We start from the raw sequence: 25,898 nt of genomic DNA, 5'->3' as shown, positions 1-25,898 counted from the left end.
TCGATCATTTACTAACTTTTTGTCTAATCTTATCGCTGGAATAATTGCTTATAATTTTCTGCCTAAAAAGCCTTCTTTGAAATACGAAACGGTTAAAACTAACCAATTAGCGGTCTTTTATTAATCGAGTTCAGGTTTAAAAAGTCTAGTGAAAGCTAGACTTTTTTTATGCTTTTAACCCTGTCATAGTTTAAAACTCTGACAGGGTTGTTAAGGGAATTACCATTTGACTACGAATTCGTGCCCATACCTGTCATTCGTGTTTGTTTTTTTGGAGGAGGACTTCTTTGCGTACCACACTAGTTGTCCCGCTTTTCGTTACACCCGAGCGATAGCGAACTGACGAAGTAATCTTTTGCCCCGAACCTAGGACCATATTAAGTTCAACGACTAGTGAGATGGTTTAAGCTCGTACTCGTAATAATTATATAAAATTTATTGTAAGTAGGTTGCTGTTTAATATTGTAAGAATTGTGGGCAATAGGATAATATCCTCATTAATAGGGCTGTAAACGAAACTCTGGTTGTTATCTGACATTTTTTTACAGTTTCTAATTTACCCATCTTTTTTGATATGGATATGTTTCATAGGCCGTATTATCTTCATTAATTGTGAATCCTTTTTCAGCATCCTCCTTTGCTTCTTTGTATAACATGGAAACTTTTTCTTGTTTTTCTAATCTTGCCAAACAAATTGCCTTGTAATATTTTGCATCAGAAAAATTCGGATATTTTTTTAATGCTTTATCAAATTCAATTATTGCTTCTACCCATTTTTTTTGTTCATATTTTGAAATTCCGTAATAAAATAAAGCCGTTGGATGTTCCAAACCTTGTCTATTTTTAAACAAATCCTCTATATATTCGTTGAAAAGCATTTCTGCTTTTGAATATTCATTAAGTTGTAAATATGACAAGCCAATATAAAAATTATAAGTATGATCCATCACATAATTATTACCAAATTTTTTTTTGCAATCTTCAAAGTCAATAATGGCTTCTTTATAGGTTTTAGCAAAAATACATTTTATGAATGCTCGATAAGATTGCCATCTTTCAGGATCATATTTTACCGCTTTATCAATATATTTCATTCCAATTTCATATTTCTTTGCTTTAAAATATGGCATTGATTTTTGTTGCCACAAATATGCTACAGTGCTGTCTTTTTTTAGTCCTTCATCCAAACAATTTTGCCATTCAGCCATTTGATAATTGTAATTATATTTTTCAGCACAGTTTGTTACAAACTCTTCAATAATAGCATTTTGATTTTTCTTGATTAATTCTTGATCGATTACTTTGTTTTGACCAAATGTAACTTGTATAATTAAAAGACAAATAATTGAAATAAATAGTTGTTTCATTTTTTAAATTTTATTTTAAGATTTTGGCTATTAGAAAATATCAAGTAACTAGTACATGTGCGAAAATTTTCATATTTGAAATTCTAATCCAGAATTAGCAATTTCCATTTTACTTTATTTTACTTCAAATATATTATTCTTACAAACTAGTTGTTTTTTTTAGCAGTTTAAAAACAAATACTAAAAACCTACACCGTTTTGAAAAACGTGTAGGTGTAGCGTGATTTTAGTAACCCTGTCAGAGTTTTAAACTCTGACAGGGTTGTTAAGGGAATTACCATTTGACTACGAATTCGTGCCCATTCGTGTCATTCGTGTTTATTTTTTTAGGAGCAGCACTTCTTTGCGTACCACACGAGTTGTCCCGCTTTCCGTTGTAATCTTATGCCCCGAACCCCGGGCTATAAGGATTTCTACTGCAATCGGGGTTAAAAGGCAACAAATTACCTTTTTGGCATCATTTATACTGCCACTATGGTACTTCGTTACCCATACTTTCTGTCCAAATCGCAAACCAATCTTCTAGCGACAATTGTAATTCAGTAGCTTTCATCAACGATTGGATACGCGCCACATTTACTGTTCCCGCAATTGGAACAATATGAGCAGGGTGTTTTAAAATCCAAGCCAATAAAATCGTGTCGGCACCAATTTCATATTTAGAAACTAGCGTTGCCAATAATTTACGCAAGCGGAAAGTTTGCATATTCTCTTGACGAAAAACACTTCCAAGCGGATTCCAAGACAACGGACGAATTTGGTGCAGTTGCATATAATCCAAGCTGCCGTCAAGGATCGGTTGATAATCTGTAGCCGAAAATTGAATTTGGTTAAACGAAATCGTAGTTTTTTGTCGAATCAATTCCGTTTGTGAACTGGTGAAATTTGATACTCCAAAATCAATGATTTTTCCCTCGGATTTTAATTTTTCAACCGCTTCAGCAATTTCGTCGGCTTGCATCAACGGACTTGGTCGGTGCAATAAAAGGACATCTAGAAAATCCGTTTTCAGGTTTTTCAAAGAATTTTCTACAGACCAAATAATGTAGTCTTTCGAATAATCATAATGTTTGACGGTATTGTTTCTTTTTTCGGCCAACATTTGAATCCCACATTTCGAAATCAATTGAATTTGCTCTCTTTTAATTTTAGAATTAGAAAGGGCTTTTCCAAACTGTGCTTCAGTGGTATAACTGCCGTAAATATCGGCATGGTCAAAAGTGGTTATTTTGTTTTCAAAACAGATGTGAATGAGATTTTCCATCTCTTTTGTTTTGAGATTTTTGTCCCAAACGCCCCAATTCATCGCACCAGCAATAATAGGGGATAATGAAGATTTAGTCATGCTTAAAATGTGATTAATGTGTAATTTAACTTTGGAAATAAAGTAATTTTTTCAAAGTTCTTAAAATTTAATAGATAGCATCATAATTCTTACTTAAAATTCGGGAATCTTCCGAACTTTTAACCATTTTTTAACACCAAACGTCTAAAAAAAAATTCAATTTGCACCATCAAAATTAGGGTACAAATATCAAAGCGAATAAAAACGAAACAATGGAAGAAAATACAACGACTTTAGACATTAGAGCAATCAATGAAAAAATAGAACGAGAGAGTGCTTTTATCGATTTGCTTACCATGGAAATGAACAAAGTTATTGTGGGACAAAAACACATGGTAGAGCGATTGCTAATTGGACTTTTAGGTCAAGGACACATTCTGTTAGAAGGAGTGCCAGGATTAGCCAAAACTTTAGCCATCAATACCTTATCTCAAGCTGTTCAAGGTTCTTTTAGTAGAATACAGTTTACCCCAGATTTATTACCAGCTGATGTTGTTGGAACGATGATTTATAACATCAAGCAAAATGAATTTTCTATCAAAAAAGGACCCATTTTTGCCAATTTCGTGCTTGCCGATGAGATAAACCGTGCGCCTGCCAAAGTACAATCAGCTTTGCTAGAAGCGATGCAGGAAAAGCAAGTAACCATTGGTGACACTACTTTCAAATTAGATAAACCCTTTTTGGTATTGGCTACACAAAACCCAATTGAGCAAGAGGGAACCTATCAGTTACCAGAAGCGCAAGTGGATCGTTTTATGCTAAAAACTGTAATCGACTATCCGAAAATGGAAGACGAACGTTTTGTAATTCGTCAAAATTTAAAAGGAAGCTACGAAAAAGTAAATCCTGTAGTTTCTGTGGAGCAAATTTTACGTGCGCAAGAAGCGGTTCGTGAAGTATACATGGACGAAAAAATTGAAAAATACATTTTAGATATTATTTTTGCAACGCGTTACCCTGAGAAATATAAACTAGCCGATTTGAAACCTCTGATTGGTTTTGGAGCTTCCCCTCGTGGAAGTATCAACTTGGCCAATGCTGCTAAATGTTATGCGTTTATCAAACGTCGTGGCTATGTAATTCCAGAAGATGTTCGCGCTGTGGTTCACGATGTATTGCGTCACCGTATTGGTGTAACCTACGAAGCCGAAGCTGAAAACGTAACTTCGGTAGACATCATCAACAAAATCGTAAACGAAATCGAAGTACCTTAAAATAAGTGCTCAGTGTTCAGGTTTTTAGTATTCACTTTACAATCAATACTTTTAATGGAACACTTATAAATGCAGAAAGGCTTTTAGAATTTGAACTTTTACTGTTCACTTTCTAACTGATTACTGAACACTAATAAGAAATGGATACAAAAGAGCTTTTAAAAAAAGTACGAAAAATAGAAATCAAAACCAGACGATTGAGCGATCATATCTTTTCTGGTGAGTATCATACCTCTTTCAAAGGCCGCGGAATGACGTTTAGCGAAGTGCGTCAATACCAATATGGTGACGATATTCGCGCTATCGATTGGAATGTAACTGCCCGTTATAACGAAGCCCACGTAAAAGTTTTTGAAGAAGAGCGCGAATTGACGATGATGTTAATGGTCGATATTTCGGGTTCTGAAAATTTTGGTTCTACAAGTCAGTTCAAAAAAGAAATTGTCATTGAAATTGCCGCTACTATGGCTTTTTCGGCCACTCAAAACAATGACAAAATTGGTTTGATTTTGTTTTCTGACGAAATAGAATTGTACATTCCACCCAAAAAAGGACGTTCTCACGTCTTGCGTCTGATACGTGAACTAATCGAGTTTGAGCCTAAAAGCCATAAAACAGATATTGCTCAAGCCTTGAAATTTCTATCAAGCACTCAAAAAAAGAAAGCGATTGTGTTTATGATTTCTGATTTTATGTGTGAAAACTACGAGCAAACCTTGAAGATTGCTTCCAAAAAGCATGATATTACTGGAATACGAGTGTACGATATTCGCGAAGAAAAAATGCCCAATTTAGGAATGGTGACGATGCTCGATGCCGAAACAGGACGAACTCAATTAATCAATACAGGTTCAAAAACTGTTCGAATGAATTATGAAAAGCACTATCAAGATAAAGTGAATTATTTTAAGGAAACCTTTCGTAAGTCAGGCTCAGGAGTTGTTAACACTAGAGTTGATGAAAGTTACGTGACTAAACTATTGAGTTATTTTAAATCTCGTTAAACTAACCCTGTCAGAGTTTTAAACTCTGACAGGGTTAAAGTTAAAAGACAAATGAAAATTAAACTTTACCTATTATTTATCGTTCTATCGACTTCTCTTTTTGCTCAGCAAAAACAAGTGCTCACGTCTATAGACACCACCAAAAATAAAATTGGTGCCGAGTTTAAACTAACTCTAAAGACTACGGTAAAAACTACTTCAAAGGTTGCTTTTCCTAACCTAAAAAATATTGGACCATTAGAAGTTATCGAATCCTATCCAATTGATACGGTTAAAAAAAATGACCAAATTGAGTTAATCAAAAAGTATGGTTTGACTCAGTTTGATTCTGGAAGATATACCATTCCTTCGGTTAAAATTTTAATTGATAAAAAACCTTTTTTCTCGGATTCTATTAAAGTGGAAGTCGCTAATGTTGCTGTTGATACATTGAAACAAAAAATGTACGACATCAAAGGCATCATCAAAGCGCAAGATTCTTGGGGCAATTGGTGGTTGTATCTTTTGATAGCTCTTGTTATCGTTGGGGCAGTAGCCTATTGGTACTTCAAAATTCGTAAAAAAACAGTAGCACCAGAAGTTGTCGTTTACAAAACGCCTATCGAAAAAGCCACGAGTTTATTGAATACTTTAGAGCAAAAAGAGCTTTGGCAAAAAGGTGATGTAAAAGCATATTATAGCGAATTGACGGATATTGCTAGAAATTATATCGAAGAAGCCATTGCTGTTCCAGCGATGGAAAGTACCACAGCGGAATTAGTTGCAGGACTTAAAGCGGCTTCTCAGAAAAAGAAAATGAAGTTATCTCAAGAAACAATCGATAACTTAGAACGTGTATTGAAACAAGCGGATTTGGTAAAATTTGCGAAATCTAAACCTCTAGATTTTGAAATCACAGAAGATAGAAATAAAATTCAAAAAGCGATTTTAACCCTTGATAATGCAATACCTGTTGTAGTAGAATCTGAAGAGGAAAATGTGTTGAACGAAGCTCAAAAACAAAAACAATTACAACTTCAGTTGGAAAAAGAACGCAAAGCGAAAATCAGAACTTATGTTGGTATCGGTGCAGGAATAGTGCTGAGTGTCTTTTTGTTTTTCGTAGTGACCAAAGGATTTATGTACACGGTACATTCTATTATCGGACATCAAACCAAAGAATTACTTGAAGGAGAATGGGTGAAAAGTCAATACGGAAACCCTAGTGTAATCATTGAAACTCCTGAAGTATTGACCCGTGTTGATTTGAAAAAAGCGTTACCAAAAGAAGGTTTGGCATTAATTAAAGATATGCAATCTTTTGGCTATGGAAGCTTCTTAGGAAATTTCTATTTGATGGTGTCCACTTATAGTTTCAAACAAGAAAATGCCCTTGATTTGTCAAAAGCCCTCGAAGGTTCTATCAAAATGATGGAGCTGCAAGGCGCTCAAAATATGCTCGTTAAACAAGAGGATTTTGAAACTCCCGAAGGACTTAAAGGAATCAAAGGATACGGAACATTCTCCAAAGTTGACGATAAATCCAATAGCAGTACGAAATTGTATTATGAGATTTTATTGTTTAGTCAAAATGGCGGATTGCAGCAAATTATGATTTTGCACGAAGAAGGAGATGAGTACGCCACAAAAATAGCAGAACGTATATTGAATTCTGTTGAATTAAAACTAGCAAGAAACTAATGGAAAAGATAACGTTTTTAAATCCAGAATTTTTTTGGTTGTTCTTGTTACTGCCAGTGGTGATTGCTTGGTTGTTCTGGAAAAGAAATCATCAAGTGGCTGCGCTTAAAATGAGTTCAACAGCAGGCTTTCAAGGAAAAAAATCATTTTGGGTGCAGTTGAAACCTTATTTGAGCGTGTTTAGAATTTTGGCATTGGCGTTGTTGATTGTGGCAATGGCAAGACCTAGAACAGTCGATGTGAGCAATAGAACGAAAACCACCAAAGGAATTGATATCGTGATGGCGATTGACGTTTCAGGAAGTATGTTGGCCAAAGATTTAAAGCCCAATCGAATGGAAGCCCTAAAACGTGTGGCGGCTAGTTTCGTTGACGAAAGACCCAATGACCGTATTGGATTGGTAGTGTATGCTGCCGAATCGTATACTAAAACTCCTGTGACTAGTGATAAAGCGATTGTTCAAGAAGCTATCAAAAGCATAAAATACGACAACGTTTTGCAAGACGGAACTGGAATTGGGATGGGATTGGCGACAGCCGTAAACCGTTTGAAAGACAGCAAAGCTAAAAGTAAAGTCATTATTCTCTTGACGGATGGTGTAAACAATGCTGGTTTTATTGAACCAGAAACCGCTTCAGATATTGCCAGACAATACGGAATTAAAGTCTACACTATCGGAATTGGAACAAACGGAATGGCAATGTTTCCTTATGCAATCGCACCGAACGGAGGCTTTTTGTTCCAAATGATGAAAGTAGAAATCGACGAGCAATTGATGAAAAACATTGCCCGAAAAACCGATGGTAAATACTTTAGAGCAACAAGCAACGACAAACTAGCACAGATTTATAACGAAATCAACAAACTCGAAACCACAGAAATAGAAGAATTAAAATTCTACGACTACGACGAAAAGTTCCGATTTTTTGTGTTGCTAGCAGGACTATTGTTACTAATCGAAGTTGGTTTGAGAAATACAGTGTACAGGAGTTTTATTTAAAATATTGATTTAAAAAGGATTGTTTTAAATAAAACAAAAATCAATTTTTAAAACTCCAAATTCCAATGGATGGAATTTATTTTGGAGTAGTTACACTCACAATTGGAATTTGGGATTTAATTTTTGGAATTTGAATAAAAAATGGAATTAGACGAAAAAAAATATTTATATCTACTCATCTTATTGCCTCTTTTGGTAGTGATTTTCTTGTACAATTTATATTGGAAAAGAAAAAAACAACGCGAATTTGGTTCGGTTGAAATGGTGCAAAAGTTGAGTCCAGATAGCTCTAGTTTTAAATCGGTATTGAAATTAATTGTGTTAGTATTGGCTTTTGCCTGCTTGATTTTAGGTTTGGTGAATCCTAAGATTGGCACCAAAATGGAAACGGTGAAGCGTGAAGGTATTGATATTGTTTTTGCAGTCGATGTTTCTAAAAGTATGTTGGCAGAGGATATCGCACCCAGTCGTTTAGAAAAAAGCAAGCAAATCGTCTCTCAAATCATCAACCAACTCGGCAGTGACCGTATAGGAATTGTAGCTTATGCAGGAAGTGCTTTTCCTGTATTGCCAATTACCTCAGATTATGGTGTGGCGAAAATGTTTTTACAAAGTATGAATACCGACATTGTTTCGTCTCAAGGAACTTCTTTGGACCAAGCGATTAAACTATCGGCTACTTATTTTGATGAAAAAAGCAAAACAAGCAAGTTGATGATTATGATTTCGGATGGGGAAGACCATTCTGAAGGAGCTGAAAGCGCCGCCGAAGAAGCCAATAAAATTGGTATGAAAATCATCACCATTGGTGTCGGAACAGAAAAAGGAGGTACGATTCCTTTGCGCCGAAACGGTGTGATTGAAAGCTATAAAAGAGACAAAGACAATCAAATCGTTATCACAAAATTGAATCCAGAAAGCTTGAAAAGCATTGCAAAAGCGACGAATGGAAATTATGTAAACGGCGCGAATACCAAAGAAGTATTAGAATTCGTAAAAAACACTTTGGATAAAATCCAAAAAACAGAATTTGAAGCAACTGAAATGGCAGAGTACCAATCTCAATTTCAGTGGTTTTTAGCCATTGGTTTTCTGTTGCTTTTGGTAGATGTATTTCTGTTAGAACGCAAAACAAGTTGGGTGAAAAAATTGAATTTGTTTAACGAGAAATAAAGTTTTCTAACCTCCCAATGTGAAGTTGATAAATGTACTTGAAAGTGATAAAATACAAAATTACAAATGATTAAAAAATATTTCATATTCCTTTTCTTGTTTTCCCTTTTGGGGTTAGGGGGCTTATTTGCTCAACAAAAAGACAAAGCATTACCAAAAGCGAATGAAGAATTTGCAGAAAAAAAGTTTGTAGAAGCGGAGGCGAATTATAGAATTTCACAATCTAAATTCCCTAACCGAACAGTGGCTCCTTACAATTTAGGAAATGCAATTTACAAACAAAATCAAAATGCCGAAGCACAATACGCCTATGTTGAAGCATTACGCAAAGCCAAAGTAAAATCGCAAAAGCACAAAATATTGCACAATTTGGGCAATACTTTTATGAAAGATAAAAATTACGAAGCCGCTGTAGATGCTTATAAAAACGCTTTACGTTCTAATCCCGAAGATGAAGAAACGCGTTACAATTATGCTTTGGCCAAAAAAATGCTAAAAGACAATCCACCGAAAAACGATAAGGATAATAAAAAAGACAAAGACAAGGATAAAGATAAGAAGGACGACAAGAAAGACGGCGATAAAGATAAAGACAAAAAAGACGATAAAGGCGATCAGGACAAAAAACAAGATCCTAATCAAAACGAGCAAAAAAACAGCAAAAATCAAGACCAAAAAGGACAACCCAAACCCAAACCTGGCGATATTTCTAAAGACCGTTTAGAAAACCTTTTGGATGCTGTAAACAACGAAGAAAAGAAAATTCAAGATAAAGTAAAAGCCAAACAAGGCCAAGGAAAACCAGTTCAAACCGAAAAAGATTGGTAATTCAAAAACCGCATTTTAAAATGAAAAAATTTATTGCAGTTGCACTTTTTATAATTGCTAACCCGCTTCTGGCTCAAGTTCAGTTTGAGGCACGAGTGAGTAAAAACACTTTAGCGTTAAATGAACGCCTTCGTGTTGACTTTATTATGAATGTAGATGGTGATAATTTTATTCAACCTTCTTTCGATGGTTTCCGAATCATCGCTGGACCTAGCCAACAAGTAAGTCAATCTTGGGTCAACGGTAGAAGCTCTTTTGAAAAAGTGTATTCTTATTTTTTGTTGCCCACTCGAAAAGGAGCTTTGGTGATTAAGCAAGCAGCGATTGAGTTTAATGGTCAGGTATACAAAACCTCTCCTGTAAAGATTACTGTGACCAATGCAGTACAACAAAGTCAGGAAGAGAATGACGGACAAATTTCTGCCGATAATAATTTGTATTTAGTAGCCGATGTTTCTAAAACCAATCCGTATATCAACGAGCCCATTACCGTTGTGTATAAGTTGTATTTCAGCTACAATATCGGAATTTCAAATTGGCGTGAGTTAAGTAAGCCAAAATACAATGATTTTTGGAGCCAAAATATTGATATCAAACAATTAGTCGCTGAAGAAGGGATGTTCAAAGGAGAGCGTTTCCGTTACGTAGTGCTAAGAAAAACCGTTTTATATCCTCAAAAATCTGGCAAACTTGAAATCGAGCCGCTATCGCTCGACATAGACGTTCAGTTGCCAACCAACAGAAGAGATATGTTTGGTCAAATGATGATTAGAGAAACGAGTAAAAGAGTTTCTGCAGGATCAAGAACCATTGCCGTAAAGGGATTGCCAGAATCGGGCAAGCCAGCAGATTTTTCAGGTGCTGTGGGAAGTTTTGATTTTAAAGTTACACCAAGCAAAACAACGCTACACAATGGTGAAAGTTTAGAATTGGTAGTAAGCGCCGCTGGAAAAGGAAATCTTAAATTATTCACCTTACCCAAACCTGTAGTTCCAAACGCTCTAGAAATGTATGACCCTGTTCATACGGAATCCGTAAATACGCCACTTTCTGGAATGGCAGGTAAGATTTCGGACAGTTATACCATTATTCCGCAGTTCAAAGGAACCTATCCGATCAAACCAATGCAATTCTCTTATTTTGATTTGAATTCGGGCAGCTACAAAACGATTACTTCTCCAGAGATTTTGGTGACTGTTTTAGATGGTCCGACTGCTACAGACAGTACCTCAGTGGCGAGCACGGCTAAAAATAAGATTAGTAATCTGGAGCAATTCAAATTCATCAAGCTCAAAACAGAGCTTGAAGATGTTCACGGAAAGGATTTCTTAGGCTCCAATAGCTTTTATGCATTGTTATTGCTTCCTTTTGGAATAATCCCTTTGATTGTGATTTTCAAAAAGAAAAAAGAAGCCATAGATAGCGATGTCTTTGGTAACCGAATCAAAATGAACAATAAATTGGCTAAAAAATATTTATCGGAAGCCAAAAAACAAATTGCGAACAAAGAGTTGTTCTATGTGGCACTCGAAAAAGCGATGCATAATTTCTTAAAAGCCAAATTACACATCGAAACTTCAGAAATGAGTAAAGATAACATTCAAGAATTGTTGTTGTCTAGAAAAGCGAATCCTGAGGCTGTGAATGATTTTATTGCCTTGACCGAAAATTGTGAGATTGCGCGTTATGCGCCTTCTTCTAGCGCCTCGATTCAGCAAGATTTTGATAAAGCCGTTGAAATTATTTCGGGATTAGAAAAACAAATTGTGTAACCACAAAGGGCACTAGGAAGGCACAAAAAGCACAAATTTTTAAATAGATGAATGAAAATGAAATTTCCAAAATAGTATTTGAATGTGCCTTAAGGGTTCATAAAGTTTTAGGCCCTGGATTATTGGAAAGTGCGTATGAAGAGTGCTTGTTTTATGAATTAAAGAAAGCAAATTTAAAAGTTGAAAAGCAAAAATCCTTACTACTAGTTTATGAAGAAGTAAAATTAGATGTAGGATATAGAATTGATATTTTAGTTGAAGATAAGTTTATTGTTGAAATCAAGGCAGTGGAAACGCTAAATGATGTTCATTTGGCGCAGTTGCTAACTTATTTAAAATTATCAGATTGTAAGTTAGGATTATTAATCAATTTTAACGTGAAATTATTCAAAGAAGGAGTAAGAAGGGTGATAAACGGTACACTTTAAAATAGTGTTCTTAGCGCTTCCTTAGTGATCTTTGTGTTTAAAATTAAATCAACATATGAAAAATATAGTTTATTTATTATTATTTATAACCAGTGTTTTAACTGCTCAAAATGGGTTTGAGTCAGGGAATGCATTGTATAAAAAAGGACAATACGAGCAAGCCATTCAGGCCTATGAATCGATGGTGCAAACGGAGAAAAAAGAATCGGCTGATTTGTATTTCAATTTGGGTAATTGTTATTACAAACTCAATCAAGTAGCACCAGCTATTTATAATTACGAGAAAGCCTTGGTTTTGAAACCTAATGATTCAGAAATTCTAAACAATTTGAAATTTGCCCAAAAGAAAACCATCGATGAGATTAAAGTGGTTCCCAAAGTAGGTTTCGAGAAACTGGTACACGATTTTACCGCTTTCTTTCATTATGATACTTGGGGATGGATTTCGATTGGGTTTGCAGTTGTAGTGCTATTCCTTTTTTTAGGATACTATTTTACTCAAACTTCTTTAGCGAAACGTGTTTTTTTCTTTGGGATGTTTTTTGGATTGCTACTCGTTTTGATAAGTGTTTTTGCGGGTTATTTTGAGCAAAGTCATTTTAAAAATGATCGACCAGCTATACTTTTTGCAGAAAGTACCGAAGTAAAAAGTGAGCCACAAGCTGCAAGTCCGACCGTAATAATCCTCCATGAAGGCACCAAAGTTTATGTTCTTGAATCCCTTGAACAATGGAGAAAAGTACAACTCACGGACGGCACTGAAGGCTGGTTGAACGCGAATTCTATTAAAGAAGTGAAGTAAATATTAAGGTGAATTTTCTTAAAAACGGGTGTTTCTATTGTTGAGAAACACCCGTTTTTTGCTTAAAAGCTTATGTTTTTAGGGTGTTTTTTTGGGAAATTATGTTAAAATTAGCATTCCTGCAATTATATTGAATTCGCAATTTAATTTAGATATAATTTTTAATACCTGTTTGATTTGTGTTAAATCTAAAAATATGTGTTGGGTATTTTATAATTAATGTAATATAAAATTTACTGAATTCCTTTGTTTTCGAGGGTTCGCAATGGATTGCTGTTTTTTTTATTAAGAAATTGTTATGATTTTTGTTGCATAACTAAATCAAAATTCAAGTTTATGCGATCAAAATTCAAATGGATTTTTTCTTTGCTATTGGCTTTGTCAATGCAATTAGTTTTCGCTCAAGTGAAAACTGTTTCGGGAGTAGTATCGGATGCTGTAGGTCCAATCCCAGGAGTGAATGTAATTATTAAGGGAACCAAAACTGGAACTCAAACTAGTTTCGATGGAAGCTATGCTATTAAAGCCAAACAAGGAGATGTATTAGTTTTCTCTTTTGTTGGGATGAAAGATGTGTCTAAAGTGGTTGATGCTTCAGACAAATTAAATGTTAAGTTGGAAAACAATGATGCCGAGAAATTAGAAGAGGTAGTAGTTGTTGGATATGGTGTTCAAAAGAAAAAAACTATTACAGGTTCAATTTCTCAAATTAAAGGGGAAGTAATTGCTGGATTGGTTTCTCCATCTTTTGAGAGTTTATTAGGTGGTCGTTCTGCAGGTGTTCAGGTTACATCTCCAAATGGTATCGTAGGACAAGCGCCAGTAGTGAGAATTCGTGGTGTTGCTTCTATTTCATCAGGTACACAACCTTTGTATATTGTGGATGGTATGCCAATTTATTCTGGTGATCTTGGTGGATATGCTAACGCAAATGGATTAGGAGATATTAATCCTAACGATATTGAGTCTTTCGAAGTGTTAAAAGATGGTGCTGCTACAGCAATTTATGGTTCTAGGGCTGCAAATGGAGTTATCTTGATTACAACTAAAAAAGGTAAAAAAGGAAATGCCAAAGTGAGTTATAACACTACTATTGGGATTTCTTCACCAATTAAAACTTTTGATTTGTTGAATACTTCTCAGTTTTTAACTATCGCGAATGAGAAAAGAACTAATATAGGCGAGCCAATTTGGGCTGTAGGTTCAACTTATAATACAGATTGGCAAAAAGCTGTTCTAAGAGATAATGCGGTTCAAATAGATCATAATTTATCGTTTAGTGGTGGTACTGATCAAACGAAATATTTCATGTCGTTAGGGTATTCTGATCAAGAAGGTATTGCTAAGTCTAACGAAATGACTCGTTACAACTTTAGAACAAATATTGAACACAAATTAAACGATTGGTTTTCTTTTGGTGGAAATATTGCGCTTTCAAGAACTGAATATAGTGGTTTAAATACAGGTAGAGGCTCAATTTCTGGTAATATTTTTAATGCTATCCGTAATTTGCCTAATGTTCCAATTTATAATGCTGCTAATCCAACAGGATACAATATTACTACTAACAATTGGGTAGGTCAATGGGATAATTTACAACCAGTAGGTACTCAATTGACAAACGTAGTTTACGGTTTAGAAAATAACAAACAAACGTCAACTATTCAGCGTCTTTTGATCAATACTTTTGCCTCTGCAGATATTACAAAAGATTTGAATTTTAGATTTCAAGCAAGTGCTGATAATGCTAATACTGGTGGTTTCTTATACTGGAGTCCTGTTCATGGTGATGGTTTTTCTGTTAATGGAAGATTGCAAAATGATAATCTAAATTCGTTAAGATGGAATATTCAAAACATTCTTTCTTATAACAAAACATTCTTAAACGACCACAATGTTTCTGCTACTGCAGTTGCGGAATACCAATCAGAAAAAAATCAATACTTTGAAGGTGTTGGTACTGATTTAGCTGATGGATTTTACGATCAAAACTTGGTTTCAGGAGCTTATACAGTTCAGACAGCTAATGGAAGTGTTGGTTTAAACTCTATCGTGTCTTACATCGCTAGATTGTCTTACAACTACAAACAGAAATATTTCTTGCAAGGATCTATTAGACGTGATGGTTTGTCTAAATTAAGCCCAGCTACTAGATGGAGTAACTTTACAGGATACTCTGCAGGTTGGAATATAGCCAATGAAAATTTCATGTCAGGCATAAAAGAGTATGTTTCTGATTTCAAGTTAAGAGCTTCTTATTCTGAAGTAGGAAATACTGATATTGGAAACTTTCCTTACTTAGGTTTAACTTCGGCTTCTCAGTATGGTGCTGCAAATGGTATTGCTTATACACAATTTGGTAACGACCAATTGCAATGGGAGAAAAGTAAAAAAACCGATTTTGGTGTTGATTTATCAATCTTAAACAATAGAATTAAGATAACGGCAGATTACTTCAAAAATGATATTGAAGGGATGATTTTGAACGTACCAGTTGCTTCTTCATTAGGTGTACCTAATAACAGAATCGCTAAAAACATCGGTGCGTTAGAAAATACAGGATTAGAGTTTGGTGTTGAAGCGGCAATAATTAACAATGTTGATTTTAAATGGAATGTAAATGCCAATGTAACGCTTCAAAAAAGTTTAGTTACCTCTTTGCCAAGTAACAATGCTGATATTGTTGGTGGTTCATCTTCGGATATCAATATTAATCCAAATATTATAATTAGAACTAATGAATCGCCTAACTCATTGTTTGGTTATGAATATTGGGGAGTGAATAAAGCAAATGGAAATCCAGTATATGTTAAGGCTGACGGATCTTTAGTTCAGGCTAACCTTAATAACGGAAGATATGTAGTTTATGATTCATCTAATCCAAGCGATGTTTCAAAGGCTTCTTCTTTGGCTTTGTCTGATAGAAAAATACTAGGAAATACATTGCCAACTTATTTTGGTGGTTTTTCTTCTAACATGAGTTACAAAAATTTCGATTTAACATTTCTTGTGCGTTTTAGTGGGGGTAACAAAATTTTCAATTCTACCAGAAGAGAAATGTTGAATCAGGATCTAAACAATAATAGTACTGAAATTTTAGGAAGATGGCAAAGTGCTGCAAATCCTGGAGATGGCTGGACACCAAAGTTGATGGCTGGAAACGGAAACCTAATAAATTTAGCAAGTTTTGCTACAACTCGTTTTGTTGAAAATGGAGATTTTATTAGTTTAGACAATGTTTCTATAGGATATTCTCTTCCAAAATCACTAGTTGAAAAATTAAAGCTTGATAAGTTTAGAATTTTCCTTCAAGCTCAAAACATGTTAATCATTACTGATTACAAAGGAATCAATCCTGAGATGGAAACTTTTGGAGTAGATTTAAATGGAACTCCACGTGCCAAAACAATCTCTATGGGTCTTAACGTAAACTTATAATAAAAAATGAAAAAGTATATAAAACTTACAAGTGCATTACTGTTTGCCTTTTTAGTAAATTCATGTGATGATGAAAAAATACTAGATTTGAGCCCAGTAAATAATATCTCAAATGATGCTTCTTATTCTTCTCCATCATTGATAAAACTTTCAGTAAATGGAATGTATAATGCTGCACAATTAGGTCAGTTTAATAGCACTAACCCTAACGGTGGTCGTGGCTATGTTTGGGGAGCAGCTTTTGTACAGCAAGGTGATAATAGGGGAGAGGATGTTGTTAATATGGCCGCTTTTTATCAATTTACCTACCAAGGAAATTATGACACAAATACGGCTAACAACGTATATTATTGGGTAGACGGTTATCGTTTGATCAACCGTTGTAACTTAGTGATCGAAGGGGTGACTGGAGCTATGGCAAAAGGAATTATTTCTACAGCTGTAGGTAATGATTATATTGGTCAAGCTAAATTTTTAAGAGCAATTACGCACTTCGAATTACTTACTTATTTTGCAAGGCCTTACAACTTTACTGCAACTGCAAGTCATGCAGGTATAGTTTATCGTGAAGTAGGAATCGATACTCAAGCGGAAGTTGATGCTGAATTAGCAAGAGGGCGTAACAGTGTTGCAGAATGTTATGCAAAAGTAATTGCAGATCTTGATGATGCTGAAGCTAAAATTACACAAGCTTCAGATAAAAGCTTAGCAACCAAAAACGCAGCAATTGCTTTTAAAACAAGAGTATATTTACATCAAAGAAACTGGGATAAAGTAATTGCTGAAGGATCTAAGCCATTAGCAGGAATCGCTCTTGGTGCGCAACCTGAAGTGCCATTTATTACAGCAACAAACTTAACTAATCCTGAGTCAATTTTCTCTATTCGTCATGCTGAAGCAGCAGGACAAAACCCTGGTGTAAACGGAGCTTTGGCCTCTCAATACAAAACAAGAAGATTGGTTTGTATTAGTCCTATTATTTGGAGAGACCCAAGTTGGTTAACTGATGATAAAAGAAGAACTGAAGGGACTATGGTTGAAACTGTAAATGGAATTAAATACACTAATAAATACAAAGAAGGTACAAAATTTACTGATGCTGCACCTGTAATTCGTTTTGCTGAAGTGTTATTAAATGTTGCTGAAGCGCAAGCTAGAAAGGCTTCTCCAGATTTAGCTACTGCACTTACATTATTGAATAGAGTAAGAAATAGATCTTTAGCAAATCCTGCTACTCAGGCTTACACAGCTGCTTCTTTCGCAACTGCTGCTGATGTAGTAAAAGCGATTTTGAAAGAAAGAAGAATTGAGTTTTTGATGGAAGGACGTCGTTGGTCTGATATTCACCGTTTGCAAAATGATGATATTGCTCCTATTGATGGTATTCCAGCTAAAATAGGTAATGGTTCTGCTAATAAAGATATGTTTGTATTAGGAACACCTTATGATGGTCCTTTGTTAGAAAAAGCAATTCCAAGTTCTGATTTTAGAGTTTTGTGGCCAATACCTTTATTGGAGACTAATAATAACCCAACGCTTGCTGCACAGCAAAACCCAGGTTGGTAGTTAGTTATTTTTAGAATGTCAAAACCGTCTCAATTTTTTGAGGCGGTTTTTTTTATGCAATTGTTTGGTTGTTTTTTTATTTACTAGGTTATTAATTTAGTATGCTATTGAAAAGTATCTGACTTTGTAAGTTTCATTATTGATGTAGTACTACGCTGCAACAAGTTTAAAAGCAAACTAATATTAAACTTATTGGGTTTAAAGCTAATAATGTGTTAAACCATGAAATAAACTAATTATTCATAGAAAAAAAACGCCCTTGAAATTCTATATTCCAAGGGCGTTTTTGTATACTTTAAATAAAGAATCTTATTTTTTAGCTTTATCGTATAATTTCTCTAAAGAAGGAAAAATAAAAGCAGAAGTTTTTTGTATCGGATTAAAAAAAAGTGATTTATCTAAAGTCTCTTTTTTAGCCAAGAAATTATGGTAATTGATTTTTTCGAAAATGGTCAAAAATATACTGATAATCAGTACAAATTTCAACACTCTAAACACACCGCCACCTACTTTATTGATCCAGCCTAGATAAGCAAAATCGGCTAGACCTGTAAAAAATTTACTAAGCATATAAATACCCACGACCACCACAATGAAGGTCAGTATAAAAGCCACTATTTGTATTGTATACGGATTCCATTTTACAATGCTTGAAATTATGGATGCCATAAGTGCGGAGAATTTTACCGCTACGTAAATTCCAATCAACAAAGAAACCAAAGAAGCCAATTCGGCAAAAAGGCCGTTTTGAATGCCTTTGAACAAGGCATAAGCCAATAAACCACCAATTAAAAGATCAAAAAAAGTCATGTTTTTAGGGTAATAAATTAAAAGTGCAAATATAAAAGAAATCGGCGATACCCTAACTCAATTTTCAAGTGCTTATCTTTGCCAAAAATAATTAGTATTGAAAAGTAGTGTTGGTTAGTCAATCCTAAATTTTAAATCCTAATTCCTTAATTTGAAAATAATGTCTAGAGATATACAGTTAAAAGAACGTTGGGAACGCTTGGTTTCCTTATTGTCAGATCGATTTTCGCAAGGCGAAGATTTGGATTTAGACGCTATAATTTACCTTATCGGGGTTCAAGAGTTGGGCCAAGTGCACCGCGAGTTTAAGAAAGATGAAAAGGTAAATCTGATGCATATTGCTATTTGTAGATTGCTGGAACCTTATGGGTTTTATGAGTTTGACTTTTTTGATGAAGAAGGTTGGCCACATTATAAAGTGAAGGAGGAATTACCGCCTTTGAAAGCTGGTGAACAAACCGTTTTGATGAAAGAAGCGATTGTGAATTATTTTGTAGAGCGAGAGGTGATTGATTAGAAAATAGTGAAAAGTAAAAAGTAATTAGTGATTAGCATTATTTAATTTTTTGACTAATCACTTTTCACTAATCACCAAAAAAAGCTAAATTTGCACCTCAATTATGGAATGAAAATGATAGATAAGATAAAAGAATACATTGCAGAAGCACAAGCGTTTTCTACTCAGAATGGAGCGGAATTAGAAGCGTTCCGAATCAAATATTTGGGAAGTAAAGGTCTTTTGAAAGAGTTGTTTGCCGAGTTTAAAAATGTTCCGAACGAACAGAAAAAGGAATTTGGACAAGTCATCAATTTACTAAAAGCTACTGCTGAAGAAAAAGTAAAATCCATTCAGGAAGGTCTAGAAAATCAGCAAGAAAGCAAAGGTATTTATGGCGATTTAACCAGAACGGGCGAACCAATCACTATAGGTTCACGTCACCCAATATCCTTAGTGAAAAATCAAATTATTGATATTTTCTCTACCATTGGATTCAATGTTTCTGAAGGACCAGAAATTGAAGACGATTGGCATAATTTTACTGCCTTGAACCTGCCAGAATACCATCCGGCTCGTGATATGCAAGATACTTTTTTCATTCAAACCAATCCTGATGTGTTGTTGCGTACGCATACTTCATCGGTTCAGGTGCGTTATATGGAAAACAACAAACCACCTATTCGTACGATTTCTCCAGGTCGTGTATTTCGTAACGAAGCCATTTCGTCTCGTTCGCACTGTATCTTTCATCAAGTAGAAGGGTTGTATATCGACAAGGATGTGTCTTTTGCTGACTTAAAACAAACGCTTTTGTATTTTACGAAGGAAATGTTCGGGAAGTCAAAAATTCGTCTTAGACCGTCTTATTTTCCATTTACGGAGCCAAGTGCCGAAATAGATATTTATTGGGGACTAAAAACCGAAACCGATTATCGTATTACCAAAGGTACGGGTTGGTTAGAAATTGGTGGTTGCGGAATGGTAGACCCTAATGTTTTGACCAATTGTGGCATCAATCCAGATGAGTATAATGGTTTTGCTTTCGGAATGGGAGTAGAGCGTATCGCTATGTTGTTGTATCAAATTGGTGATATCCGTATGTTTTATGAAAACGATGTGCGTTTCTTAGAGCAATTTAAATCGATTATTTAGTAACAAGTCAATAGTCCTTAGCAGTTAGTTCTTTTGCAGTCATAGCATCTTTTGACTGAGAACTAAGTACTAGGGACTCATTTTTTTAATCTATGAAAAAAGACATCATCATACCTGTCGTAGAAAATGTATTTATTGCTGCCGTTCAAGAATGGAGCGACGACTTTATGGAAAAAGTGTGGTACGCCTACTTGGTAAACGATAGTGATTTCAATTTAGAAGGCGTTATGGTTGTTTCAAAAGCCTTTGGAACGATTGATGGCGAAATGAAAAAAACATCGCTTTTGCGTCACGCTTTCGTTGAAATACCAGCGGTTTCTGTTGTTAAAATAGAAATGATTGAGAAAAATGTACTTACGCTCAATAATGAGTTTATGGTAACGTATTTTATTGATGGAACCTTGTACGATAAAAAATTCATTTTCAAAGCCAATAGCATCAATGAATCTGAAATGGAGGAAGTACCTATTCTTTTTGTAGATGGCGTAATAGTTAGATAATTTATTGATAATTTAAAATGTAAAAGATGCCATTGGGAGTTCCAGTGGCATCTTTTTTTGTCCAAATTCTGAAATTTTTTTCCAATAAATGGACAGTCTTGCGACTCTTAAAATTTTATAATCCCTTTAAAACCGTGGTTTTTTAACTTAGGCATACCTATTGTACACGATTAAATACAAAATCTTTCCCAAAGGAATTTTTATGTTTGATGTATATTTAGTTAGTTATGTGTTTTTGTAAAAAGGCAACTGTTGATGTAACAGTTGCCTTTTTTTATTTTGGTAATTTTTTTTAGAACAAATTAGTCTAACGCTTCGGTAAGTTTTTTAAAGACCGCTTTAGCTTCTTTTCCTTCATACAAAATTTGATATACGGCATCTATAATTGGAGTTTTGGCGCCATAACCTTGGTTGAGTTTGTAAGCGCTTTTTACAGCATAATAGCCTTCGGCTACCATGCTCATTTCCATCATAGCTGCTTGAACAGTATAGCCTTTACCTATCATATTTCCAAACATACGGTTTCTTGAAAAGATGGAATAACCAGTAACTAATAAATCTCCCAAATAGGCAGAATCATTGATGTTACGTTTCATTTTGTGCACTTTTCGGATAAACTTTTTCATTTCTCGAATAGCATTACTCATGATTACCGATTGGAAATTATCACCATAACCCAAACCGTGTGCGATCCCAGCTGCTATTGAGTAAATGTTCTTGAGCATCGCCGCATATTCTGTACCAATTATATCATCTGATATTTTGGCTTTTATATAATTTCCTGATAAATTTTCGGCTACTTTTTTTGCTTTGTCTGGGTCACCACAGGCAATTGTAAGATAAGAAAGTCGTTCTAAGGCAACTTCTTCGGCGTGGCAAGGACCTGTTATTACGCCTATGTTGTAATAAGGAATGTCGTATTGAATGTGAAAATGTTCCCCAACAATCAAGCTGGTTTCTGGAACAATCCCTTTGATGGCCGAAAAGATGATTTTGTCTTTTAACGGAACAGTTATTTTAGATAATTCTCCCTCTAAAAAAGCCGATGGAATGGCAAAAATTAAGTAATCAGCATATTCTACTGCTTCATTAATATTCGAAGTTAGGATAAGTTTGTTGGTGTCAAATTCAACCGAACTCAAGTAATTGGGATTATGTTTGTAGGTTTTGAGGTGATCGATAGCGACTTCGTTTCGCATGTACCAGCAAATTTCTTTTTGGTTCACACATAACATTTTAGCAATAGCAGTTGCCCAACTTCCCCCACCAATTACTGCAAATTTTAATTTATCGGCCATTTTTTTATTAAATTTCATCAAAAGTACTCAAAATACTAGTAATTACACAAATTAATTTTGTTTGCCACCCATATTGTTGAGTATTGACTACAGCTTAGAAAGATCTTTTTTAAAATAATAAATTTTTTATTTTTCACAATATATAGTTTGTTTTTACGTTGTAAATTACTGTAAATTAAGTTTATAATGAAAAGATATTATTTTTGTTTTAGTTAGTTTTGTTTTTAGTAATTGAAAAAGGCGTTTTACGAATTGTAAAGCGCCTTTTTTTAGTATTAATAACTAGCGGTTACTATTTCTCTAACCTTTTCTAGTGTGATATTTTGTTTTTCTCCTAAAGCTTTCCAACCTCTTTCTTCAAATCTTTTTGCAATAAAATCGGCTGTTTTTTCGAAATCTTTGGTGTATTCAGACAATTGGGTTTGCATTCCCATAATGTGGAAGAAATCTACTGTTTTGTGAATAGCCTCTTGAGCAATTTCGTCATCAGTTCCAGATAAATTAAAAATACGTTTGCCGTATTGAGCTAATTTTCCTTTTTTGGTTTCGAACATAATCTGATATAAGTTGGGACCAATGATAGCCAATGTTCTAGCGTGATCAATTCCATACAAAGCCGTTAATTCATGACCAATCATGTGTGTAGCCCAGTCGCTAGGAACTCCTTTTTGAATCAGTCCGTTGAGCGCCATGGTGCAACTCCACATAAAGTTCGAAGCCAAAGCATAATTGGTTGGATCCTCTACTACCTTTGGTCCAATTTCGATTAATGTTTGCAAAATACTTTCGGAAATTCGATCTTGTAAAAAACCATCATGCGGATAGGTCAAGTATTGTTCTAGCACATGAGTGTAAGCATCTACAACCCCGTTTTGCAATTGTCTTTTTGGTAAAGAATGAATAACCGTGGGGTCACAAATCGAAAATTTAGGAAACAAAGCGCTTCCGCCAAATGACAGTTTTTCTTGTGTGGCTTGAATCGTTACTACAGCACCCGAATTCATTTCGGAACCAGTGGCAGGAATTGTTAGAACAGTACCAAAAGTAACTACTTTGCTAAGGTCTTTGATGAGTAATCTTTTTTGTAGGATATCCATCGGGTTGCCTTCAAAATGTGCCGCTGCCGACATGAATTTCACGCCATCAATTACACTTCCGCCACCCACGGCAAGGATGAAATCTATGTTTTGTTCTTTGATTATCGTTACCGCTTTCATTAGCGTTTCGTAATGTGGATTGGGTTCAATACCGCCAAATTCAACTATCGTGCGATCTTGAAGGGCAGCTTTAACTTGATCGTAAATGCCATTTTTGAAGATACTTCCGCCTCCGTAAGCGATCAAAATTTTGGCTTCTGCTGGAATCAAGGTCGCTATTTTTTCTATTTGTCCTTTTCCGAAAATTAAATTCGTAGGATTGTATAATTCGAAGTTTAACATGAGGTTTGTTTTTAAAGAGACACTAAGGTACTAAGTTTTTGAGTTTTTAAACACATTTAGACCTTAGTAACTTAGCTTCTCAGTATCTTAGAGACTTTCTCTTATTTTTTTGAATGCAATTGCGCCAATAATTTTTCGGCAACCAACTTTGATGATGCTGGATTTTGTCCTGTAATTAATAAACCATCTTCAACGGCATACGAATGCCAATCTTCGGCTTTGCTGAAAGAACCACCATTTTTTTGTAACATATCTTCCACCAAAAAAGGTACGACATTGGTCAATCCCACGGCTGCTTCTTCGGAGTTCGTAAAACCAGTTACTTTTTTACCTTTAACCAAAAAATGGCCATTTACCTTAACATTTTTCAAAGCAGCTGGCGCATGACATACGAAGGCGACTGGCTTGTTTTGTGTATAAAAAGTAGCAATTAAGTCTGCTGAAGTTGTATCCTCGGCCAAATCCCACAACGGACCGTGACCTCCAGGGTAAAAAACCGCATCGTAATCTGATGGATTAACTTCTGTTAACTTTTTAGTGTTTTTTAGTTTTGCTAACAACGCGGTATCGGCATCAAAACGTTTGGTGTCCTCAGTAGCCGATGCTGGATCAGCACTTTTAGGATCGATTGGAGGTTGTCCTCCCAGTGGTGTAGCAATGTCGATTTGAATTCCTTTGTCGGCCAATGCATAATAAGGAGCAGCAAATTCTTCTGTCCAAAATCCTGTTTTTTCTCCTGTGTTACCTAATTTATCATGACTGGTAACCACAAATAGTACTTTTTTCATCTTTTTATTTTGTTTTTGAGCAGTTGCCATCAAGCAACTTAAGGTTAATAACAGAATCGCAAATAAGTTCGTTTTGTTCATTGTATATTTTAAGTTGAGAGTACAAATTTATGGCGAATATGATATTATTAAAAATAATTTATATTATGTTTGTAATAAATATATTTATACCATGGTGAATTTAGAATGGTATCGCACCTTCAAATCAGTATACAAAAACGGAAATTTTTCTTTGGCGGCCAAGGAGTTGTTTATTAGTCAGCCCGCAGTTAGTCAGCAAATTGCGATGTTAGAGGCGCATGTAGGATATACGCTTTTCAACCGTAAATCAAAAGGGGTCGAGCCTACGGAATACGCAAAGTTACTCAATAACTTAATCATTGACGCTTTGGATCGCTTAGAAAATGTAGAAAACGGTTTTCGAGCTAAAGCCTTTAATGCGAATCGGTTACTTTCAATTGGAGTTTCAAAACATTTGATGCATTGTTTTGGCGCATCATTGGTCGCAAAATTTGATTTTATTGATTTCACTTTTGGGAACAACGAGGAGTTGTTTAATTTAGTAAATTCTAAAAAACTTGATGTTGCCATAGTAACCAAACAGTATGACACTTTTGATACGCTTCAGCAAAAAGTTGGTGCTATCAAGCAAGTGGTGGTAGCTACACCAGATATACCAATTCAGGAACTCACCGCTAAAATAAAAGCGGAAGATTGGACGGCCGTTGAGAATTGGTTGAATGAGCAGCGTTGGTTTAGTAATGATTCGGGGATACCACACATTAAGTTGTTTTGGTTGTATGTGTTCAACAAAAAACGACCAGCTATAGTAGCCAATTATATTATTCCATCCGAAAACGAAATGCTATCGATATTGGCTCAAAATACGGGAGTAACGATAGTTTGGGATTGCAATGCCAAAACAAAAATTCAAAACAAGGAATTGCAATTGGTTTGGGATAGTCCCAAAATGCCCGAAAAACCTGTTTTTTTGTTATCAGGTAAAAATAATCATTTAACTACGATTGCTCAAGAAGTAGCTTCGGTTTTAAAAGAGGTTTTGGGGTGATTATTTTTTGTAAAAATTATTGTGATCCAAATATTCCCAAACATCGTGTGGCAAAAGGGGGCGAATATTTTTGCCAGTTTTAATGTTATCGCGAATAAATGTCGCTGAAATTTCTACCACAGGAGCATCAATAACATTAATCTTTGGATGATTAGAAAAGGCTACATTCTCGGGACCTGAATTGACTCTTGGATAGACATAAATGGAATGGTGTTCTAATATGGCTTCATAGTTTTTCCATTTGTGCAAGGATTTTAAGTTGTCTTCGCCCATGATTAATGCAAACTCGTGTTCCGGATATTTTTCCTGTAAATGGACTAGCGTATTAATCGTATAATTGGGTTGTGGTAATTTAAATTCGATATCCGAAGGTTTGATTTTTGGATAGGAAGCCGTAGCCAAATGCACCATGTGTAACCGATGATAATCATCAAGTAAGGTGCTTTTCTTTTTCAATGGATTATGAGGCGTTACAATCATCCAAATTTGATCCAAATCGGTATGCTCTGCCATATGATTGGCAATAATCAAATGTCCCACATGAATGGGATTAAAAGTCCCGAAATATAGTCCGATTTTCATTTTTGGTTCTACTGGGTTTTGTGTGAATATCCATTTAAGTCACCGTGAAAAAAAAGAATAGCTGTTCTAAAATTTTGCTTGTTTCTATATCCTCTACCGATTCGTTTTAGCTCTTCAATTGCACCGTTAATTCTTTCTGC

Annotated in this window: 22 protein-coding genes and 1 pseudogene; 16 read left to right on the top strand and 7 right to left on the bottom strand. The window is 35.0% G+C overall.

Annotation, left to right across the window (positions count from 1 at the left end):
• Window positions 1–124, top strand: a pseudogene (locus O9307_RS14690) (IS982 family transposase); the annotation flags it as partial.
• A 427-nt stretch (window positions 125–551) separates the two neighbouring features.
• On the opposite strand, the gene O9307_RS14685 reads toward O9307_RS14690, so the two are convergent.
• Window positions 552–1,367, bottom strand: coding sequence for a tetratricopeptide repeat protein (locus tag O9307_RS14685; protein WP_298300791.1), 816 nt, complete (start codon window positions 1,365–1,367; stop codon window positions 552–554).
• A gap of 472 nt (window positions 1,368–1,839) precedes the next feature.
• Window positions 1,840–2,712: an aldo/keto reductase gene (locus tag O9307_RS14680; RefSeq protein ID WP_298300789.1), complete on the bottom strand. Its 873-nt coding sequence runs from the start codon at window positions 2,710–2,712 to the stop codon at window positions 1,840–1,842.
• A gap of 212 nt (window positions 2,713–2,924) precedes the next feature.
• Between O9307_RS14680 and O9307_RS14675 the strand changes: the two genes are divergently transcribed.
• The 11 genes from O9307_RS14675 to O9307_RS14625 all read left to right on the top strand — a co-directional run bounded on the left by O9307_RS14675 (window position 2,925) and on the right by O9307_RS14625 (window position 17,621).
• The gene (locus O9307_RS14675; protein WP_298300786.1) at window positions 2,925–3,929 is read left to right on the top strand and encodes a MoxR family ATPase; all 1,005 of its coding nucleotides are present in this window, start codon (window positions 2,925–2,927) and stop codon (window positions 3,927–3,929) included.
• A 140-nt stretch (window positions 3,930–4,069) separates the two neighbouring features.
• Window positions 4,070–4,933 carry a DUF58 domain-containing protein gene (locus O9307_RS14670; RefSeq protein WP_298300784.1) on the top strand — a complete coding sequence of 288 codons (864 nt, stop codon included), beginning with the start codon at window positions 4,070–4,072 and terminating at the stop codon, window positions 4,931–4,933.
• 51 nt (window positions 4,934–4,984) lie between these two features.
• Complete coding sequence (locus tag O9307_RS14665) at window positions 4,985–6,613, top strand: hypothetical protein (RefSeq protein WP_298300782.1); 1,629 nt, start codon at window positions 4,985–4,987, stop codon at window positions 6,611–6,613.
• Window positions 6,613–7,614, top strand: a complete 1,002-nt coding sequence (locus O9307_RS14660) for a VWA domain-containing protein (RefSeq protein ID WP_024982511.1) — start codon at window positions 6,613–6,615, stop codon at window positions 7,612–7,614. The genes O9307_RS14665 and O9307_RS14660 overlap by 1 nt, the downstream gene beginning before the upstream one ends.
• Before the next feature lie 141 nt (window positions 7,615–7,755).
• Window positions 7,756–8,787 carry a VWA domain-containing protein gene (locus O9307_RS14655; RefSeq protein ID WP_298300780.1) on the top strand — a complete coding sequence of 344 codons (1,032 nt, stop codon included), beginning with the start codon at window positions 7,756–7,758 and terminating at the stop codon, window positions 8,785–8,787.
• A 66-nt stretch (window positions 8,788–8,853) separates the two neighbouring features.
• On the top strand, window positions 8,854–9,615 hold the full coding sequence (locus O9307_RS14650; protein WP_035717917.1) for a tetratricopeptide repeat protein: 762 nt from the start codon (window positions 8,854–8,856) through the stop codon (window positions 9,613–9,615).
• A 20-nt stretch (window positions 9,616–9,635) separates the two neighbouring features.
• Complete coding sequence (locus O9307_RS14645) at window positions 9,636–11,387, top strand: BatD family protein (protein ID WP_298300776.1); 1,752 nt, start codon at window positions 9,636–9,638, stop codon at window positions 11,385–11,387.
• Window positions 11,388–11,434: 47 nt separating this feature from the next.
• Complete coding sequence (locus O9307_RS14640; protein WP_298300774.1) at window positions 11,435–11,815, top strand: GxxExxY protein; 381 nt, start codon at window positions 11,435–11,437, stop codon at window positions 11,813–11,815.
• 55 nt (window positions 11,816–11,870) lie between these two features.
• Entirely contained in the window at window positions 11,871–12,617 is a 747-nt protein-coding gene (locus O9307_RS14635; protein WP_298300772.1) for a tetratricopeptide repeat protein, read from the top strand.
• 336 nt (window positions 12,618–12,953) lie between these two features.
• Window positions 12,954–16,055, top strand: coding sequence for a TonB-dependent receptor (locus O9307_RS14630; RefSeq protein WP_298300770.1), 3,102 nt, complete (start codon window positions 12,954–12,956; stop codon window positions 16,053–16,055).
• A 6-nt stretch (window positions 16,056–16,061) separates the two neighbouring features.
• Window positions 16,062–17,621, top strand: coding sequence for a RagB/SusD family nutrient uptake outer membrane protein (locus O9307_RS14625; RefSeq protein ID WP_298300767.1), 1,560 nt, complete (start codon window positions 16,062–16,064; stop codon window positions 17,619–17,621).
• A 309-nt stretch (window positions 17,622–17,930) separates the two neighbouring features.
• On the opposite strand, the gene O9307_RS14620 is transcribed toward O9307_RS14625, so the two are convergent.
• Window positions 17,931–18,431, bottom strand: a complete 501-nt coding sequence (locus tag O9307_RS14620; RefSeq protein ID WP_298300765.1) for a CvpA family protein — start codon at window positions 18,429–18,431, stop codon at window positions 17,931–17,933.
• A gap of 160 nt (window positions 18,432–18,591) precedes the next feature.
• Between O9307_RS14620 and O9307_RS14615 the strand changes: the two genes are divergently transcribed.
• The 3 genes from O9307_RS14615 to O9307_RS14605 all read left to right on the top strand — a co-directional run bounded on the left by O9307_RS14615 (window position 18,592) and on the right by O9307_RS14605 (window position 20,582).
• The gene (locus tag O9307_RS14615) at window positions 18,592–18,948 is read left to right on the top strand and encodes a hypothetical protein (protein ID WP_298300763.1); all 357 of its coding nucleotides are present in this window, start codon (window positions 18,592–18,594) and stop codon (window positions 18,946–18,948) included.
• Between the two features lie 114 nt (window positions 18,949–19,062).
• Window positions 19,063–20,082 carry a phenylalanine--tRNA ligase subunit alpha gene (gene pheS / locus O9307_RS14610; protein ID WP_298300761.1) on the top strand — a complete coding sequence of 340 codons (1,020 nt, stop codon included), beginning with the start codon at window positions 19,063–19,065 and terminating at the stop codon, window positions 20,080–20,082.
• Between the two features lie 92 nt (window positions 20,083–20,174).
• Window positions 20,175–20,582 (top strand): hypothetical protein, encoded by a 408-nt coding sequence (locus O9307_RS14605; RefSeq protein WP_298300759.1) that lies wholly within the window; start codon window positions 20,175–20,177, stop codon window positions 20,580–20,582.
• 302 nt (window positions 20,583–20,884) lie between these two features.
• Here the strand turns inward: O9307_RS14605 and O9307_RS14600 are convergent, their stop codons facing one another.
• From O9307_RS14600 to O9307_RS14590, 3 genes are all read right to left on the bottom strand, one after another.
• A complete protein-coding gene (locus tag O9307_RS14600; RefSeq protein ID WP_298300757.1) occupies window positions 20,885–21,880 on the bottom strand; it encodes an NAD(P)H-dependent glycerol-3-phosphate dehydrogenase in 996 nt (331 codons plus the stop codon).
• A gap of 275 nt (window positions 21,881–22,155) precedes the next feature.
• Window positions 22,156–23,319: an iron-containing alcohol dehydrogenase gene (locus tag O9307_RS14595; protein ID WP_298300755.1), complete on the bottom strand. Its 1,164-nt coding sequence runs from the start codon at window positions 23,317–23,319 to the stop codon at window positions 22,156–22,158.
• 101 nt (window positions 23,320–23,420) lie between these two features.
• On the bottom strand, window positions 23,421–24,188 hold the full coding sequence (locus O9307_RS14590) for a type 1 glutamine amidotransferase domain-containing protein (protein WP_298300752.1): 768 nt from the start codon (window positions 24,186–24,188) through the stop codon (window positions 23,421–23,423).
• Window positions 24,189–24,279: 91 nt separating this feature from the next.
• Between O9307_RS14590 and O9307_RS14585 the strand changes: the two genes are divergently transcribed.
• Window positions 24,280–25,176, top strand: coding sequence for a LysR family transcriptional regulator (locus tag O9307_RS14585; RefSeq protein ID WP_298300749.1), 897 nt, complete (start codon window positions 24,280–24,282; stop codon window positions 25,174–25,176).
• Here the strand turns inward: O9307_RS14585 and nadD are convergent, their stop codons facing one another.
• Complete coding sequence (gene nadD / locus O9307_RS14580; RefSeq protein ID WP_298300746.1) at window positions 25,177–25,758, bottom strand: nicotinate (nicotinamide) nucleotide adenylyltransferase; 582 nt, start codon at window positions 25,756–25,758, stop codon at window positions 25,177–25,179.
• Window positions 25,759–25,898: the final 140 nt, after the last annotated feature.

The sequence above is a fragment of the Flavobacterium sp. genome (assembly GCF_027531905.1).
Lineage (GTDB): Bacteria > Bacteroidota > Bacteroidia > Flavobacteriales > Flavobacteriaceae > Flavobacterium.
The sequence above is the reverse complement of the archived record's forward strand: the minus strand, read 5'-3'. Positions and strand labels throughout refer to the sequence as shown.

What these genes read in the sequence shown, in the direction of transcription:
- O9307_RS14685 (WP_298300791.1), bottom strand. Translation starts at nt 1,367, where the DNA reads ATGAAACAACTATTTATTTCAATTATTTGTCTTTTAATTATACAAGTT.
- O9307_RS14680 (WP_298300789.1), bottom strand. Translation starts at nt 2,712, where the DNA reads ATGACTAAATCTTCATTATCCCCTATTATTGCTGGTGCGATGAATTGG.
- O9307_RS14675 (WP_298300786.1), top strand. Translation starts at nt 2,925, where the DNA reads ATGGAAGAAAATACAACGACTTTAGACATTAGAGCAATCAATGAAAAA.
- O9307_RS14670 (WP_298300784.1), top strand. Translation starts at nt 4,070, where the DNA reads ATGGATACAAAAGAGCTTTTAAAAAAAGTACGAAAAATAGAAATCAAA.
- O9307_RS14665 (WP_298300782.1), top strand. Translation starts at nt 4,985, where the DNA reads ATGAAAATTAAACTTTACCTATTATTTATCGTTCTATCGACTTCTCTT.
- O9307_RS14660 (WP_024982511.1), top strand. Translation starts at nt 6,613, where the DNA reads ATGGAAAAGATAACGTTTTTAAATCCAGAATTTTTTTGGTTGTTCTTG.
- O9307_RS14655 (WP_298300780.1), top strand. Translation starts at nt 7,756, where the DNA reads ATGGAATTAGACGAAAAAAAATATTTATATCTACTCATCTTATTGCCT.
- O9307_RS14650 (WP_035717917.1), top strand. Translation starts at nt 8,854, where the DNA reads ATGATTAAAAAATATTTCATATTCCTTTTCTTGTTTTCCCTTTTGGGG.
- O9307_RS14645 (WP_298300776.1), top strand. Translation starts at nt 9,636, where the DNA reads ATGAAAAAATTTATTGCAGTTGCACTTTTTATAATTGCTAACCCGCTT.
- O9307_RS14640 (WP_298300774.1), top strand. Translation starts at nt 11,435, where the DNA reads ATGAATGAAAATGAAATTTCCAAAATAGTATTTGAATGTGCCTTAAGG.
- O9307_RS14635 (WP_298300772.1), top strand. Translation starts at nt 11,871, where the DNA reads ATGAAAAATATAGTTTATTTATTATTATTTATAACCAGTGTTTTAACT.
- O9307_RS14630 (WP_298300770.1), top strand. Translation starts at nt 12,954, where the DNA reads ATGCGATCAAAATTCAAATGGATTTTTTCTTTGCTATTGGCTTTGTCA.
- O9307_RS14625 (WP_298300767.1), top strand. Translation starts at nt 16,062, where the DNA reads ATGAAAAAGTATATAAAACTTACAAGTGCATTACTGTTTGCCTTTTTA.
- O9307_RS14620 (WP_298300765.1), bottom strand. Translation starts at nt 18,431, where the DNA reads ATGACTTTTTTTGATCTTTTAATTGGTGGTTTATTGGCTTATGCCTTG.
- O9307_RS14615 (WP_298300763.1), top strand. Translation starts at nt 18,592, where the DNA reads ATGTCTAGAGATATACAGTTAAAAGAACGTTGGGAACGCTTGGTTTCC.
- pheS (WP_298300761.1), top strand. Translation starts at nt 19,063, where the DNA reads ATGATAGATAAGATAAAAGAATACATTGCAGAAGCACAAGCGTTTTCT.
- O9307_RS14605 (WP_298300759.1), top strand. Translation starts at nt 20,175, where the DNA reads ATGAAAAAAGACATCATCATACCTGTCGTAGAAAATGTATTTATTGCT.
- O9307_RS14600 (WP_298300757.1), bottom strand. Translation starts at nt 21,880, where the DNA reads ATGGCCGATAAATTAAAATTTGCAGTAATTGGTGGGGGAAGTTGGGCA.
- O9307_RS14595 (WP_298300755.1), bottom strand. Translation starts at nt 23,319, where the DNA reads ATGTTAAACTTCGAATTATACAATCCTACGAATTTAATTTTCGGAAAA.
- O9307_RS14590 (WP_298300752.1), bottom strand. Translation starts at nt 24,188, where the DNA reads ATGAACAAAACGAACTTATTTGCGATTCTGTTATTAACCTTAAGTTGC.
- O9307_RS14585 (WP_298300749.1), top strand. Translation starts at nt 24,280, where the DNA reads ATGGTGAATTTAGAATGGTATCGCACCTTCAAATCAGTATACAAAAAC.
- nadD (WP_298300746.1), bottom strand. Translation starts at nt 25,758, where the DNA reads ATGAAAATCGGACTATATTTCGGGACTTTTAATCCCATTCATGTGGGA.